General features: G+C 66.7%; 13 protein-coding genes. 7 read left to right on the plus strand and 6 right to left on the minus strand.

Going from position 1 to position 14,589, the window contains the following annotated elements:
* The coding region (locus tag ACILQS_RS06385; RefSeq protein WP_395639279.1) for a hypothetical protein at nt 1-301 on the minus strand (301 nt) is incomplete at its 3' end.
* Between the two features lie 126 nt (nt 302-427).
* Here ACILQS_RS06385 and ACILQS_RS06390 point away from each other — a divergent pair.
* The 4 genes from ACILQS_RS06390 (at nt 428) to ACILQS_RS06405 (ending at nt 7,313) form a co-directional block, all read left to right on the plus strand.
* On the plus strand, nt 428-1,966 hold the full coding sequence (locus ACILQS_RS06390; protein WP_395639280.1) for an AAA family ATPase: 1,539 nt from the start codon (nt 428-430) through the stop codon (nt 1,964-1,966).
* 95 nt (nt 1,967-2,061) lie between these two features.
* The gene (locus ACILQS_RS06395) at nt 2,062-2,787 is read left to right on the plus strand and encodes an HNH endonuclease (RefSeq protein ID WP_395639281.1); all 726 of its coding nucleotides are present in this window, start codon (nt 2,062-2,064) and stop codon (nt 2,785-2,787) included.
* Nucleotides 2,788-3,905: 1,118 nt separating this feature from the next.
* The gene (locus ACILQS_RS06400; protein ID WP_395639282.1) at nt 3,906-5,378 is read left to right on the plus strand and encodes a tetratricopeptide repeat protein; all 1,473 of its coding nucleotides are present in this window, start codon (nt 3,906-3,908) and stop codon (nt 5,376-5,378) included.
* A 525-nt stretch (nt 5,379-5,903) separates the two neighbouring features.
* Nucleotides 5,904-7,313 carry an MFS transporter gene (locus tag ACILQS_RS06405; RefSeq protein WP_395639283.1) on the plus strand — a complete coding sequence of 470 codons (1,410 nt, stop codon included), beginning with the start codon at nt 5,904-5,906 and terminating at the stop codon, nt 7,311-7,313.
* 26 nt (nt 7,314-7,339) lie between these two features.
* On the opposite strand, the gene ACILQS_RS06410 is transcribed toward ACILQS_RS06405, so the two are convergent.
* Nucleotides 7,340-7,495 (minus strand): hypothetical protein, encoded by a 156-nt coding sequence (locus ACILQS_RS06410; RefSeq protein WP_395639284.1) that lies wholly within the window; start codon nt 7,493-7,495, stop codon nt 7,340-7,342.
* Nucleotides 7,496-7,549: 54 nt separating this feature from the next.
* The gene (locus ACILQS_RS06415) at nt 7,550-8,344 is read right to left on the minus strand and encodes a transglutaminase family protein (protein ID WP_395639285.1); all 795 of its coding nucleotides are present in this window, start codon (nt 8,342-8,344) and stop codon (nt 7,550-7,552) included.
* Nucleotides 8,345-8,552: 208 nt separating this feature from the next.
* Between ACILQS_RS06415 and ACILQS_RS06420 the strand changes: the two genes are divergently transcribed.
* From ACILQS_RS06420 to ACILQS_RS06430, 3 genes are read left to right on the plus strand one after another with little or no spacing between them, the layout of a single operon-like run.
* The gene (locus tag ACILQS_RS06420) at nt 8,553-9,686 is read left to right on the plus strand and encodes a glycosyltransferase (protein WP_395639286.1); all 1,134 of its coding nucleotides are present in this window, start codon (nt 8,553-8,555) and stop codon (nt 9,684-9,686) included.
* Nucleotides 9,683-10,702: a glycosyltransferase gene (locus ACILQS_RS06425; RefSeq protein WP_395639287.1), complete on the plus strand. Its 1,020-nt coding sequence runs from the start codon at nt 9,683-9,685 to the stop codon at nt 10,700-10,702. The genes ACILQS_RS06420 and ACILQS_RS06425 overlap by 4 nt, the downstream gene beginning before the upstream one ends.
* Nucleotides 10,699-12,192 (plus strand): glycoside hydrolase family 130 protein, encoded by a 1,494-nt coding sequence (locus ACILQS_RS06430; RefSeq protein ID WP_395639288.1) that lies wholly within the window; start codon nt 10,699-10,701, stop codon nt 12,190-12,192. The genes ACILQS_RS06425 and ACILQS_RS06430 overlap by 4 nt, the downstream gene beginning before the upstream one ends.
* Nucleotides 12,193-12,225: 33 nt before the next feature.
* Here the strand turns inward: ACILQS_RS06430 and ACILQS_RS06435 are convergent, their stop codons facing one another.
* The 3 genes from ACILQS_RS06435 to ACILQS_RS06445 form a co-directional block, all read right to left on the minus strand.
* The gene (locus ACILQS_RS06435) at nt 12,226-12,429 is read right to left on the minus strand and encodes a cold-shock protein (RefSeq protein ID WP_395639289.1); all 204 of its coding nucleotides are present in this window, start codon (nt 12,427-12,429) and stop codon (nt 12,226-12,228) included.
* A gap of 71 nt (nt 12,430-12,500) precedes the next feature.
* The gene (locus ACILQS_RS06440) at nt 12,501-13,574 is read right to left on the minus strand and encodes a fatty acid desaturase family protein (RefSeq protein WP_395639305.1); all 1,074 of its coding nucleotides are present in this window, start codon (nt 13,572-13,574) and stop codon (nt 12,501-12,503) included.
* Between the two features lie 228 nt (nt 13,575-13,802).
* The gene (locus ACILQS_RS06445; RefSeq protein ID WP_395639290.1) at nt 13,803-14,567 is read right to left on the minus strand and encodes an IclR family transcriptional regulator; all 765 of its coding nucleotides are present in this window, start codon (nt 14,565-14,567) and stop codon (nt 13,803-13,805) included.
* Between the last annotated feature and the right edge of the window lie 22 nt (nt 14,568-14,589).

The raw sequence follows: 14,589 nt of genomic DNA on the forward strand, positions 1-14,589 counted from the left end.
TGGTCTCAGCAATGAAATTGGCCCGGCTTCCTCGATCGCGTGAGCGAGAGGAAGCCGGGCTGTGACTACTCCACCTGTCGGCGCGGCCCCGTGTCGGCTGCTCACCGGCCTTGGGCTTCGCATCGAAGATCGAGTCGATCGCGCCGCGGCGTGTAGGCGCCTCGCGCTCGATCTTCTGACGCACCGCGTCTGCGCGCTCCATGACCTTCGGATCGGTCTTGGCTCGCTCGATCCAGAACTCGATCGCAAGGCGCGCCTCCTCCGTGAGACCGGAAACCCCGACCGTAGCGAACTTGTTCAACGGCTGATCGTTCGTGACGCAACCGACGCAGTGACGACGACCACCGCGCTCTACTTTGGCAGCTATGGCTTCGGTGGGCCTTGAGTTCGGCTACCTTCGGCGTGGGAGTTCTAGCTGGGAGGCTGGATGCGGATCTATGTAGCGCGGGTTGGCGAGACGACGCCGACCGTGCCAATTGGCGACTTCCTTCTCGAGCCCCTTATCTGGAACGACTGGTTCGAATTTAGGACCCTGTACCGACTCTCTTACGTCGACAACGAGGGCGAACTCGATGCCATCGGACCGGTAAAGATCGGCAGCTTTTCGCACGAGTACGAGAACACTGAGGAAGCGCGGACTCCTCTCCCAGACGACTTCTCGCGGCTCTCGGCGGACTTCGTTTCGGTCGGTCAGGACATTGACTACTACACGCGTGCCGTCCACCTACTCGGTGGCAACCGTGCTGGTGTGCTGTTCCGCGCCCTTCGTGACATGGCTTACAACCCTGAGCTATTGGAGCGAGCCGAAGGTTCGCGCATTCTCTATCGCTCCCTGCTGCGTAGCGTGCCGGTCGAGTCCGTCAAGAAGCAATACAACCGCGTGGCGCACGGAGGCGATCGTCTCGTGCCATACGACTTTTCCTACTCTCTCCCCGGCACGAGCGAACGAGCGCCGGACCTCCGGCTCGAGGTCCAGGTCACACCCCAGTCCTTTCCGCCAACGAACGTGCATGTCATCATCGGTCGAAACAATGCGGGGAAGACCCGACTCTTGCGAGCGATGGGCCAGACGCTTCTCGGGATGCAGCCGGAGCAGGGCCAGGAGCCGGGGGAGTTCCTGGGCGACTTCGAGTTTGCGAACGTGGTGTTCGTTTCCTTCAGTGCCTTTGATCCCTTTACCTTGCCGATGTCGGATGGCCAGATTAATGGTCTGCGGTACGCGTACGTCGGGCTGCACGAGGAAGAGGAAGACGAGGACGACGAGGGGACGACCTTCGTTTCGCAGCGGACCCGCCTGCCGGATGAGTTGGCCGATGTCTTCGCGGACAGCGCTTCGATCATTCTTGCCAGCGGCCTCGCGCACCTATGGCGTGGCGCTCTCGCAACTCTGGAGACTGACCCGAACTTTGAGCAGGCAGACGTTACCAGCCTCGCTGACCTAGAAGCGAGGACGGTAAAGGCCAAAGCAAGGCGGCTCTTCAAGAAGCTGAGCTCCGGGCACAAGATCGTGCTCCTGACGATCACGCGACTGGTGGAGGCTGTCGTAGAGCAGACGATCGTGCTGCTCGACGAGCCCGAGGCCCACCTGCATCCGCCGCTCTTGGCCGCGTTCGTGCGTGCTCTTTCTGACCTCATGCAGGAGAGAAATGGCATCGCGATTGCAGCGACTCACTCGCCCGTCATTCTCCAAGAGGCGCCGGCCACGTGCGTTTCGATCATTCGCAGGACCGGGCCGATCTCCAGGGCAGAACGGCCAACGCGAGAGACGTTCGGTGAGAACGTCGGAGTTCTAACTCACGACGTCTTCGGCCTGGAAGTGACCAAGTCCGGCTTCCATCGCATGCTGATCGAAACAGCCGAAGACTTGCCGAGCTATGACGCCGTGCTGGAGAAGTTCGACCAGCAAGTGGGTGGTGAAGGTCGAGCCATCTTGCGAGCCTGGTACGCAGCAAGGCGGCAGCGGTGATCTCATTGCCAAAGCCGACCTTGACCCTCTCGACTGTCCTCGGGGCGCTGGGAGTTGGAAGTCGAGTCGACAACCTCCGGCATAACGCGCTTGCTTTGATCGCCGACGAAACGCTCTACGACCAGCTGGGCGATGCAGCGCAGCTCTTCACTTTCCCCCAACCCGGCTCGTCAACCGTCGGGGCCGACGCGAAGTGGGCCTATAAGGTGCGGTTCGCGGCAAAGACGGGCCTAGCACGGGCGTTGTACGCGGAGCTGAAGGAATGGGCTTTCTGGAGCAAGTGTCCGTTGTGCCACCATCGGCCGGTTGGCACGCTCGATCACTACTTGCCGCAGGCGAGCTTCCCGACACTTGCCCTCACGCCGCTGAACCTGGTCCCGGTCTGTCGAGACTGCAACTGGGTGAAGCAGAACTTCGTAGCTGCGACCGAATCCGAGCAGCCGTTACATCCCTATTACGACGACTTCGCCGCCGCCGGCGACTGGCTGGAGGCCGATCTAGTTGAGGAGTCGGGGGCGCCCCTCGTATTCCGAGTCGATCCGCTGGATGTGTGGACGGCGGTCGAGGAACAAAGAGTTCGCAACCACTTCCGCGACCTCGAGTTGAACGATCTTTATGCGGCTAACGCTGGGGCCGAAGTTCAGGCCATCCGAGCAAGGTTGTCTGATCTTCTTGATGCTGGCGGACCAGCGGCGGTCGCGGAGCATCTCCTTGCTGAGGCCGAATCTAGGAGTGCCGATCTGACCGACGCTTGGCGGCCGGCGGCCTATCGCGCGTGGGGCGCGAACGACTGGTTCTGCTCGGGCGGCTTTGATGAGTAAAGGGGAACAGGATCTACCGAAGGCACCAAAGCAACTCGAAGGCTGACTCACCGAAGGCTCAGGTTGTCTCGGCACCTCGTCAGTCGAAGGCTGCAGTCGCGCCGCAAAAGGGCGCGAGCGCGTGCCAGGATAAGTCCAGCACCCGTCCACTTGGAATGGAGCGCCATGGACCCGATGATCGTCAAGGCCCTCATCGACATAACCCAATGGATTGGGTTGGCAGTCGCCGCTGGGGTCGTAGGCAACAGCTCTGATCGAGGTTTGCTGAAGGTGGTTCAGTGGTTTCGCGACCGTGGTCGCGATCCGCGAAAGAGTTGGGCACGGAGCGCCGAAGCGGCTCGCGTGCTTGAGCGAATTGCACCGAATGGAGCTGATGCGGAGGCCCTGGTTTTGGCTGCGCGGCTCATCGATCCTTCAGTCTTTCAAGCGACTGGCAGAAGTCTCACGGTTTACTCAAGGACCGGTACGGCGATCGGAGAAGTCCACGGTTCGGTTCGAATCGACAACAGACATTGAGTCGTGACCTTGCAGCCTTCAGCGAGTCAGGTGTCGCGATCGGAGTTGTCCGAGGTGGCGTGCACATTGCGAGCGAAGCACGCCCTGCCGTCGGCCTTCCGGGGATCGACCCGAATGAGCCGGTTGTGGTTGGCCTTCCGCCCCGACCAACTACCTATGTAGAACGGCGAGAGTACCTCGACGCGTTCCCGTTGATCGGCGCTGGGATAACGCGATACGCGCTGGTTGGACCCTCGGGGAGTGGCAAGACCCAGATTGCTCTCGACTTCGCTTATCGAGCAAGCAAGTACGACATTTCGACCATCGTGTGGCTTGATGGGACCGATCTCGGAGCCAGTGCGATGAACGTCGCGCGTGGGATCGGCTGGGCGCAGGGGGAGGAATCTGAGGCCGACGTCGCTCGAATGATCCAACGCTGGGTTTCGCGAAGGCCCGGAAACTGGCTCGTTGTTGTTGACGGTGTCGATGGCGACGCGGGCGCAATATCCGAGGTGCTGCCCATCCTCTGTCGTTCGGAAGGAAGTGGTCGAACTATCGTGACCGCGACTGACTTTGAGTCAGTTCGCCAGTTCACAGACGGCTCCCCGATTCGGGTCGGGCCCATGACACTCGACGAGAGTCGGCACGTTCTCGGCGAAGCAGCGCCTGATGTGATCGAGTTCGGAGCCCGCCGCCCCGTCCTCCTTCGGATGTTGCTTGCCAACAAGGCGAACTTGGGTGAGGTTGAGCCGGACGGACTCACAGTTGAGACAGCGATAAGTAGCGGCCTAAGTCAGATGACTGACTTGGAGCGCTCTGTCCTAGCCTCGCTTGCTATAGGTGCGCAGTCGGGCGTGCCGATAGCACTCCTCGGACTCGATCCGGCCCTGAGCGTCGCGACTGTAGATCGAGTCGCGGCGTCCGGCTTCGCTGAGCGCTACTCGGCGGGCAGCCAAGTCGAGCCTTGGCTGCTGATGCACTCACTGGTGCAGAAACTGCTCATTGACCTCATGTCTGACCGCGAGCGCGATCTCGCGTTGAGCCGGCTCATGGAGAACATTGAGGTAGCCCTCCAGGCCCACACGCACTGGAGCGATCCATTCGCACGGTGGCGCGCGGCGAACGAAGCAGCAAAGCAGTTGCAAGCTCTACCAATAGATCTTGGATGTGACCGACCAGTCGAGACGTTCCTCCGAGTATCGACCTCCGTCGTGATGGCTCTTCTCCGCGATGATTTCAACTTGATCGCGGCTCGAAACTTGTTGAGCAAGTGCTACCTGCTGACGGAGCGTTCCGGGTTGCCGCCGAGTCACAGCCTGGAGTTCGCACAACTGGACTTGACGGCGCGCTCCGGTTCAAACGCCTTGGCTGCTCAGGGTCTGAAAGCGCTCATCAAGCGTCAGCAAGAGTCGGGAGATCCAGAACTCGAAGTTCTAGACAGTAGACGGATACGTGGATGGGCTCTCGCTGATTCAGCGAACGCTCGGCTGGCTGTCGGAGAACTACTAGTTGTCGAGCAACGGTACGTCGACCTTCTCGGCTCGGATCATCCAGAGACGTTGATGACTCAGGAGTATCTCGCCTATGCGCATGGGCAGAGTGGAGACTTCGCCGAAGCTGCTCGACTCCTAGAGGTGAATCTCCGCAAGAGGCAGCAAGTCTTAGGCAGTGACCACCCCGACACAGTGACGAGTCGCTATAACCTGGCCTTCGCCCGAATGCGCATCGGTGACCTCACGACCGCCCGCGACGAGCTCGAAGTCGTCTTGCAAGCGCGGCGTGAGACGTTCGGGCCTGATTTCCCTACCGTGCTCATGTCGGAAGGCAGCCGAGCGAACTGCATCGGTTTCATGGGGAACCCGTTGGAAGCGAGTCATCTTTTTGAGGGACTCGTCGATCGATTCGATCGAGTTGTAGGTCCGGCACATCCGCTCACAATGCGGACTAGGTACTACCAGCTGCGCTGGCTCGCGGAAGCCGGAGAGCCGGTATCCGCGCGGGCGAATCAACTACGCCGTGACGTCGTTGCGCAGGTGGGTGAGAGCGACCCGCTTCTAGCCGAACTCGACAGCCTGATTGGGACAGCGAGTGGTTAGCCCGCCCCCTGTCACGTCTCATTTCGTGCTCTGCCATGTGAGTCACGCAAGGCAACGCCGCGCTCTCGTAGTCGTAGTTGGATAGTACGGGCGGTCGCCCCTAGCTCTGTGCCGACCTTCGCGAGGCTCAGCCCAGACTCATAGAGTCGCACAGCTGAGTCGACCTGGTCTTCGGTCAAAGGGCGTCCTCGCAAGATCACGCCCGCCGATTGAAGGGAGTTGCTAATCGTGTTTCGGTGACACCGGAACACGATTGCCAATTGGTAGACGGTCTGGCCTGCCCGGTAGCCCGCTATCACTGCTTCGCGTTCGTCCGCTTGAAGCCGTCGCTGTTTCTGAAGGACGCGCGGAGAGCGCCCTGGCATGCGAGGCTTGCGCGATCGAATATCCTCAAGCAGCCGATCCAGACGCTGCCTATTGTTCCAAAGCGCTTCCGCTAGGACCACCAAGAACCCGACCTTCGGGCGGCGATCCACCACCTTTTGTTTCTCCCGCGTGTCGGCGGTCGCGCCTAGGCTCTCTGCCATGACGGAGCCGAGCTCGCAGCCTGCCGCCACCCACGTGCCGCCGCCGAACGGGATGCGCACGTTCGCGGGCGTTCTCGTCAACACCGCGGTCGCGAACGTGACGACGAGCTACCTCTGGTTCGCGCTCACCTTCTGGGTCTACCTCGAGACGCGCTCGGTGCTCGCCACGGGCATCATCGGCGGCGCCTACATGCTGCTCGTCGCGCTGTTCGGCATGGTGTTCGGCTCGATCGTCGACCGGCATCGCAAACACCAGGCGATGATCTTCGCCAGCGGCACGACGCTGGCCGCGTTCGCGATCGCCGGGGTGATCTACCTCCTCCAGCCGGAGAGCGCCCTGCTCGACCTCGGCGGGCCCTGGTTCTGGCTGTTCGCCGGCATCATCCTGTTCGGCGGGGTGATCGAGAACATGCGCAACATCGCGCTCTCGACGACCGTCACGCTGCTGATCCCCGAGGAGCGGCACGCCAACGCGAACGGTCTCGTCGGCACCGTGCAGGGTCTCGCCTTCATGGTGACGAGCGTGTTCTCGGGGCTGTCGATCGGCCTCCTCGGGATGGGCCCGACCCTGCTGCTCGCCATCGTGTTCACCGCCCTCGCCTTCGGGCACCTGCTCTTCCTGCGCATCCCCGAGGAGAAGCCGCAGGTCGCCGAGGGGCAGCCGATCATCGACGTCCGCGGCGCGATCGGCGCCATCCGGCTGGTTCCCGGATTGTTCGCGCTGATCATCTTCTCGACGTTCAACAACCTCATCGGCGGCGTCTACATGGCGCTCATGGATCCCTACGGGCTGGAGCTGTTCCCCGTGGAGCTGTGGGGCGTGGTGTTCGCGGTCGCCTCGACGGGCTTCATCATCGGGGGTCTGTTCATCGCGAAGTTCGGGCTGGGCAAGAATCCGATCCGCACGATGCTGTTCCTGGTCATGGTGATGGGGCTGCTCGGCGCACTGTTCACGATCCGGGAATCCTGGCTGCTCTACGCGGCGGGCATCTGGCTCTACATGACGATCATCCCGGCGGTCGAGGCCTCCGAGCAGACCGTCATCCAGAAGGTCGTGCCGTTCCGCACCCAGGGGCGGGTGTTCGGGTTCGCGTCGGCGTTCGAGGCGGCCGCCGCGCCGGTCACGGCGTTCCTCATCGCGCCGATCGCCGAGTTCATCATCATCCCGTACATGAACGAAGGCACCGGCGCGCAGACCTGGGGCTGGCTGCTCGGCGAGGGGGAGGCACGCGGTATCGCGTTCGTGTTCCTGATCGCGGGGCTTGCCATGATCGTGTTCGCCGCCCTCGCCTTCCTGACGAGGTCGTACCGCACCCTCTCGGCGACCTACGCCGGGCAGAAGGAGTCGGTCATCCCCGCCGAGGTCGACGGGGCCGATCTCGACGCGGAGTCGTCCGCCACGCGCTGACTATCGACCGGAGTGGTCGAGGGCGATCAGCCGCGCGTGGGGCGGGCGACGGGAACGTCTCGGCGGGCGACCTGGGGTGGGGCCGGCCGGAAGGACTGCATCCATCGAAGGCGGGCATCCGCTCGGCGCTTCGCCTCGATCGCCGCCTGGAGCGTACGCGTGGAGAGCGGCGGCCTGGTCATCCCCCGACGGTAGGCGCACGACATGTGCGGCCTCTCAGGTTGGCCGACGCCTGCTCAGTGCAGCCGGGCCGGGTGCCGGATGTCGTCGCGCGGCAACTCGTCGACGACGGCGCGCACCTGCAGATCGGCGATCCGCACCGGGAGGTCCCCCCGGGCGGAGAGGAACGCGATGTCGGCGGCATCCCGGCCCGTCGCGATGCGCACGAGGCTCTGGCGCGGGGCGAGGTTCGTGGCGTCGACGACGTGCCACACCCCGTCGATGGCGGCTTCGGCGACCGCGTGGAAGTCCATCGGCGACAGCCCGGGCGCGTAGACGCCGACCACCCGTGCCGGCACGTCGAGCGCGCGGAGGAACGCGACCACGAGGTGCGCGAAGTCGCGGCACACCCCGCGGCGGGAGAGCAGGGTGCGCACCGCGCCGTCGGTCGGCAGGCTCGATCCGGTGACGTAGGCGATCCGAGTGCCCACCCAGCTCGAGACGGCCGCGAACAGGTCGGCTCCGCGCAGTCCCGCGAACTCGGCGACCGCGATCGGGCGCAGGATGTCGGACTCGCAGTAGCGGCTCGGCCTGAGGTAGCGGATCTCCTCCATCGGATCGACGTCGGCGGGCGCGGCGAACCCCGAGACGGTGGCCGTGTACTCGATGTGCACCGGGCCGACGCTCGCTTCCAGCACGTGGAGGCGTCCGCCGTGGACGTCGTCGAGCACCGTCACCGGCAGCACCACACCGTCCTGCGTGGCTTCGAAGCGCTCCTCCACGTCGTACCCGTCGGCGACGCCGACCGCGAGCACGAGTCGCGCGGCTCCGTCGGACTCCAGGTCGAGATCCACCATCACGTCGCGTCGCATCCTGCATCTTCGCACCGCTCGGCCGACGACATCGGGGGTTTGCGGCCGGGCCGGTTCGCAGCTACGGGGCGTAGGGTGGGCGCAAGATCGCCGGGGTGTCGTGCGGTGATCACCGGATCGCGATGGCGGGATCCCGCGAGGGGTGCCGATCGGCAGACGTCTCGGGAACGACCGTCGCGACCGCGCGACGGGTCAGGATCGGACGCGCGTGACCACTTTCGGTTTCCTCAGCACCTACCCGCCGACACGCTGCGGCCTGGCGACTTTCACCGCCGCACTCGCCTCCGCGGTCCCGGGACCGGGCGACCCCGACTCCCGGGTCGTACGAGTCGACGACCTCGTGCCCGCCGGCGCTGCGGTGCCGGGTCGACGGACGGCCGTCGTCGGCGACCTCCGCCCGGGGAGCGTGGACAGCCGTGTCGCCGCGGCGCGGTCCCTCGACGCCTGCGACGTCGTCATCGTGCAGCACGAGTACGGGATCTACGGGGGACCCGACGGCGACGAGATCCTCGACGTGCTGGCGCGGATCGCCGCACCGTGCGTCGTCGTGCTGCACACCGTGCGCGAGTCGCCGACCGCGCATCAGCGGTGGCTCCTCGAACGCGTCGCCGGACTCGCGTCGGCGGTGGTCGTGATGACCCGGGCCGGCGCCGACCTGCTCGAACGCCGCTACGCCGTCGACGCCTCGAAGGTGCACGTCATCCCGCACGGCGTCACGCCCTGGGTCCCCGTTGCCGTCCCGCCGCCCGCGACGCGCCCGACGGTCCTCACCTGGGGTCTCATCGGGCCCGGCAAGGGCATCGAGTGGGGGATCCGGGCGCTCGCCGATCGTGCGGCACCACGTCTTCGTCCGCGCTATGTCGTCGCCGGCCAGACGCATCCGAAGGTGTTGCTCGAGCAGGGCGAGGTGTATCGGGACTCGCTCGCCGACCTCGCCCGCGACCTGGGGGTCCAGGGCGACCTGGTGCTCGACGGCCACTACCGCGACACCGCAGAGCTGGCGGGACTCGTCGCCGGCGCCGACATCGTCCTCCTGCCCTACGACTCGCGCGAGCAGACCACCTCCGGGGTCCTCGTCGAGGCCCTCGCCGCCGGCAAGCCGGTGATCGCCACCCGGTTCCCGCACGCGGTCGAACTGCTGAGCGGCGGCGCCGGCATCCTCGTCGATCATGAGAACCCCGCGCAGATCGCCGCCGCTCTCACCGCGATCCTCGGGCGTCGCGAGCTGGTGGCCGGGATGAAGGCAGCCGGCGCCGAGGAGTCGCACGAGACCGGGTGGGCCGAGGTGGGGGCGCAGTACCGCCTCCTCGGCACCGATCTGCTGCGGGCGGCCGCCGCGTGAGCGTCCTCGCCCCGACGCTCGTGCCGTCGTATCGCCATCTCGCGCGGCTGAGCACCGGGATCGGCGTGTTCGAGCACGCGCTGGAGGACGCGCCGCGCCTCGAACACGGTTACTGCGTCGACGATGTCGCCCGCGCCCTCACCGTCGTCGTGCGGGAGCCCGACCAGACGCCGGAGCTGGCGTCGCTCGCCGAGATCTACCTCGGGTTCCTCGAGTCGGCGGTCACCCCCGACGGCTCCGTGCACAACCGCATGGATGCCGGCGGTGTCTGGATCGACGAACCGACGATCGGCGACTGGTGGGGTCGCGCCGTCGGGGCGCTGGGATTCGCGGCGACGCACGCGGCGCTGCCGTTCCATCGCACGCGGGCGATGTACGCCTTCCTGCGTGCGGCCACGCGACGTTCGCCCGACGTGCGAGCGTCGTCCTTCGCCGCCCTCGGGGCGGCCGACGTGCTGTCGGTGGGCCCGGATGCCGACGGCGCCCGGGCGCTCCTCGGCGCGGCGCTCGAGGTCATCCCGACCCTCGCGACGGCTGGGTGGGCCTGGCCGGAGGCGCGCCTGCGGTATGCGAACGCGACGCTGTGCGAAGCGCTCATCGCCGGAGGTGCGGCGCTGGGCCGGCAGGATCTCGTCGACCGGGGACTCCACCTGCTCGCCTTCCTGCTGCGGCTGGAGACCGGCGCGGCGGGGTTGTCGCTGACGGGCTCGGCGGGTCGCGGCCCCGGGGAGTCCGGCCCGCTCTGGGACCAGCAGGCGATCGAGGCCGCCGCTCTCGCCGACGCCTGCGCCCGCGCCTTCGCCGAGACGCTCGACCCGATCTGGCGTGACGGGGTCGCCGCCGCGTGGGCGTGGTTCCTCGGCGCCAACGACTCGGGCATCCCGATGTACGACCCGGTGACGGGCGCCGGCTACGACGGACTCGAGCCCGACGGTCGCAACGGCAATCGCGGCGCCGAGTCGACCCTCGCCGCGCTGGGAACGTTCCAGCACGCGCGGGCGCTCGGGCTCGCGTGAACCGCGACATCCGGGATGCCGGCGTCGAACTGCGTCCCGACCCGTCCCGCGTCGTGGCCGACCTGTTCCTGCCGGGGGAGAGCACCCCGGGGGCGACGTCGCGCAGCGAGAAGGTCATCGCCCGCGTCCTCGCCGCGCCGCGGAGTGCGATCGAGGCGAGTGCTGCCGCGCTGACGCACGACTTCGCGACCCGGCATCCCGGCCTCGAGCCGATCGTGCGGGCGAACGCCGCGAAGGTGCATCCCGGCTCCGACGACCTCGACGACCGTCTCGCGCTCGTGCTCGGCGCGACGTTCACGGCCGAGTACGCGATCGAGGGCGCGGCCCTGTGTAATCCGAGCGTCGTCGTGGCCCCGGATCAGGGCGGCCTGGAGGCGGGCATGTTCCGCGTGCTGCTGTCGCTGCGGTCCATCGGTGAGGGCCACATCTCGGCGATCTCGTTCTGCACCGCGATCATCGGTCCCGGGCGGGCGTGGCGGTTCGAGGAACGCGTGCTGCCGCTCGGGCGCGCCGAGATCAGTGAGGGAGCCTGGACGCGGGCCCACCTCCGCGGTGCGCTCGAGCACGACGGCGAGCTGACCGACGTGGCACGCGCCGTCATCCAGAAGCTGCCGGCGACGGCGAGGTCCTCCGACATCGACGCGGTGATCCGGAAGCTGCCCGGTGAGTACTTCAGCCACTACGAGTCCCGGGCTCGCGTCGAGGCCGTGCGGAACGTGGGCCGATCCGCCTACGACGCGGTATTCGACCCGGCGACGGCGATCAGCCAGCGGGTGCTGCTGCCGGCGACCGACGAGGAACGGCACGGGATGGAGGATGCCCGGTTCGTGGCGTTCACCGACGACGACGGGTCGGTGCTCTATCGGGGCAGCTACACGGCGTACGACGGCCGCTCGATCCGGTCGCGCCTCATCACGACGACCGACTTCCGGCAGTTCTCGGTGCAGCGACTGATCGGCGGCCCCGCGCTGACGAAGGGCATGGCGTTCTTCCCCCGGCGGGTCGGCGGGCGACTGCTCGCGCTGACCCGGAGCGGAGGCGAGACGATCTCGCTCGCCTCGTCGCGCGACGGCCTTGCCTGGAAGGACGAGGCGCCCGTCTACGCACCGAGCCTCCTCTGGGAGGTCGTGCAGGGCGGCAACTGCGGGTCGCCGATCGAAACCGACCGCGGCTGGCTCGTGCTCACCCATGGCGTCGGACCGATGCGGCAGTACTGCATCGGAGCGATCCTGCTCGACCTCGACGACCCCGCCGTGGTGCTCGGCCGGCTCGAGGAGCCGCTGCTCGCGCCCGACGAGCCGCAGCGCGAAGGCTACGTGCCGAACGTCGTCTACACCTGCGGCGGGATCGCCCACGATGGAGTGCTCTGGGTTCCGTACGGGATCGGCGACAGCAGGGTGCGGGTGGCCTCCATCCCGCTGGCGGAGCTGTTCGACGCGATGCGTCCGGTGCCCGCGGCCGGCCAGGAATGGAAGAACCCCGCCCACTGAAGTGGACGGGGTTCGTTCGGTATGCGGGGCGACTCAGCCCTGCTGGATGTTCGACGCCTGCGGGCCCTTCGGGCCCTGCGTGACGTCGTACTGGACCTTCTCGCCCTCATTGAGGTCGCGACGACCCGTGCCCGCGATCGCGCTGAAGTGCGCGAACACGTCCGGGGTGCCGTCGTCCGGGGCGATGAAGCCAAAGCCCTTGTCGGCGTTGAACCACTTGACGGTTCCAGTTGCCATTTTGTTCTTCTCTCTACTGCGATAAACCGCATCGAACTGACGCGGGGTTCCGGTCGACATGACCGGGTTTGTCAGGTGCGTCGGTACAGACCGACGACCGGACAAGTGAAGGGGTCGCGCGCGAAGCGCCCGACGTGATTCAAGTAAGAGACTACCTCTGCGTAAGCGCGGGGGATCGAGGTCTCGGTATAGGCGACGCCGAGGGTGCGGCAGTGCTCACGCACGATGCGTCGCGTCTTCGCGAGATGCACCCGGGCCATGCTGGGGAAGAGGTGGTGTTCCACCTGGTAGTTGAGGCCGCCGTAGAGCACGCTCGCCCAGAAGCCGCCCCGGATGTTGCGAGACGTGAGGACCTGCTTGGTGAAGAAGTCCAGTTTGGAACCGGCGGGGATGATCGGCATCCCGATGTGGTTCGGGGCGAACGCGCCGCCCATGTACAGGCCGAAGACGGCGATCTGCACGCCGAGGAAGGCGAATGCGAGGCCGAGCGGCAGGAACCAGAAGGCGGCGCCGAACACGATCGCGAAGCGGGCGGTCAGCAGCCCCAGTTCGAAGAACCGGCCCGTGACCTTGTTCCGGCGCGAGAACAGCCAGGCGAAGGACTGCACGTAGAGGTTGAGGCCTTCGAGCATCAGCAGCGGGAAGAACAGCCAGCCCTGGCGCTTGTTGATGACCGCCAGCAGCCCCCGGGCGTTGGTCGCCTTCTCGTCGGTGAAGGCGATGATGTCGCCCGCGATGTCGGGGTCTTTGCCGACCTGGTTCGGGTTCGCGTGGTGGCGGGTGTGCTTGTTCATCCACCACGAGTAGCTCATGCCGACGAGAAAGTTGCCGACCAGGCGGCCGATCCGATCGTTCGCCGGGCCGGAGACCAGCACCTGACGGTGGGCGGCCTCGTGCGAGAAGAAGGCGAACTGCGTGAAGAGGATGCCGAGGGTCGCCGCGACGAGCAGCTGCCACCAGGAGTCGCCGAGCAGAAGGAACGCCGCACCGGCACCGAGGAGCGCCAGCCCGAGGCCCGTCATCAGCAGGAGGTAGAACCAGCGGGCGCGCTCCAGGTAGCCGGACTCGCGGATGACCTGGGCGACCGCCGTGAACTGGCGGATCGGGTCGATCTTCTCCCCGGTGCGGGGAGTGGTCACGCGGATACGCCCGAGGGCGCTTCCCTCGAAGGAAGCAGCGGGGTTCGAGATGTGCGAATCCAACCGATCGGCGGCCTACCCGGAGTGCGGGGATGATGCCATGAAGCGCCAAAGGCAAACGCCGATCGCAGCCCCACCTTACGGGGTCGTGGCTGGGAATGGGCCGGTTTCGCCGGAAGTGTCGGCGACCGCACTCGGGCGACCGCGCTCAAGGACAGCGCTCAACGACAGCGCTCACCGACCACGCAACGCCTGGGTGAGCCGATGCGCGTGCTCGAGCAGGAGCCGCCCCAGTTCCGGTCGTCGGTCGCGCGAGAAGCGGGCCTCGATGCCGGTGAGGCTGAGCGCCCAGGCGGGCTGCCCGGACGCGTCGAACACCGCGGCTCCCATCCCCCAGCTCCCTTCGACCAGCAGACCCGGGTTGATCGACCAGCCGGCGGCACGCGTCTCGGCGATCCGCGTGCGCAGCCGCCTGGGGGAGTGGGAGTCGCCGAATGCCGCCAGGTCGGTCGACTCGAGATACGCCTCGACGGTCGGGTCGGGCAGGAAGGCGAGGATCGCGAGGCCCGCCGAGGCGACCCCGAGCGGGAACCGGATGCCCTCGTAGAGCACGTGCGACCGGATCGGGAACGACCCGTCTTCCCGCAGCAGGCAGACCGTCTCGTCACCGCGCCGTGCCGAGAGGAAGGCGCTCTCGCCCGTCGCCTCGGCCAGGGAGCGCACGATCGGACGGGCGAGACCCGTGATGTCGTAGCGTTCGGCCGCGACCGACCCGAGGAGATACAGCTCAGGCCCGGGAACCCAGCGCCCGGTGAGCGGGTCGTGATCGAGAAACCCCTCGGCGGCGAGCGAGGAGAGCAGGCGGTGCGCCGTCGGCCGGGACAGGCCCGTCGCGGTCGCGACGGCTGAGGTGCCCAGCCCTCGGGGCATGGCGACGCTCACGGCGCGCAGCACGGCGGCGACGCGACCGATCACCTGGGTTCCCGGAACCGTGGTCATGTCCACATTATGGACGCCTGTG

This window comes from Pseudolysinimonas sp., assembly GCF_044239695.1.
Taxonomy (GTDB): domain Bacteria; phylum Actinomycetota; class Actinomycetes; order Actinomycetales; family Microbacteriaceae; genus Pseudolysinimonas_A.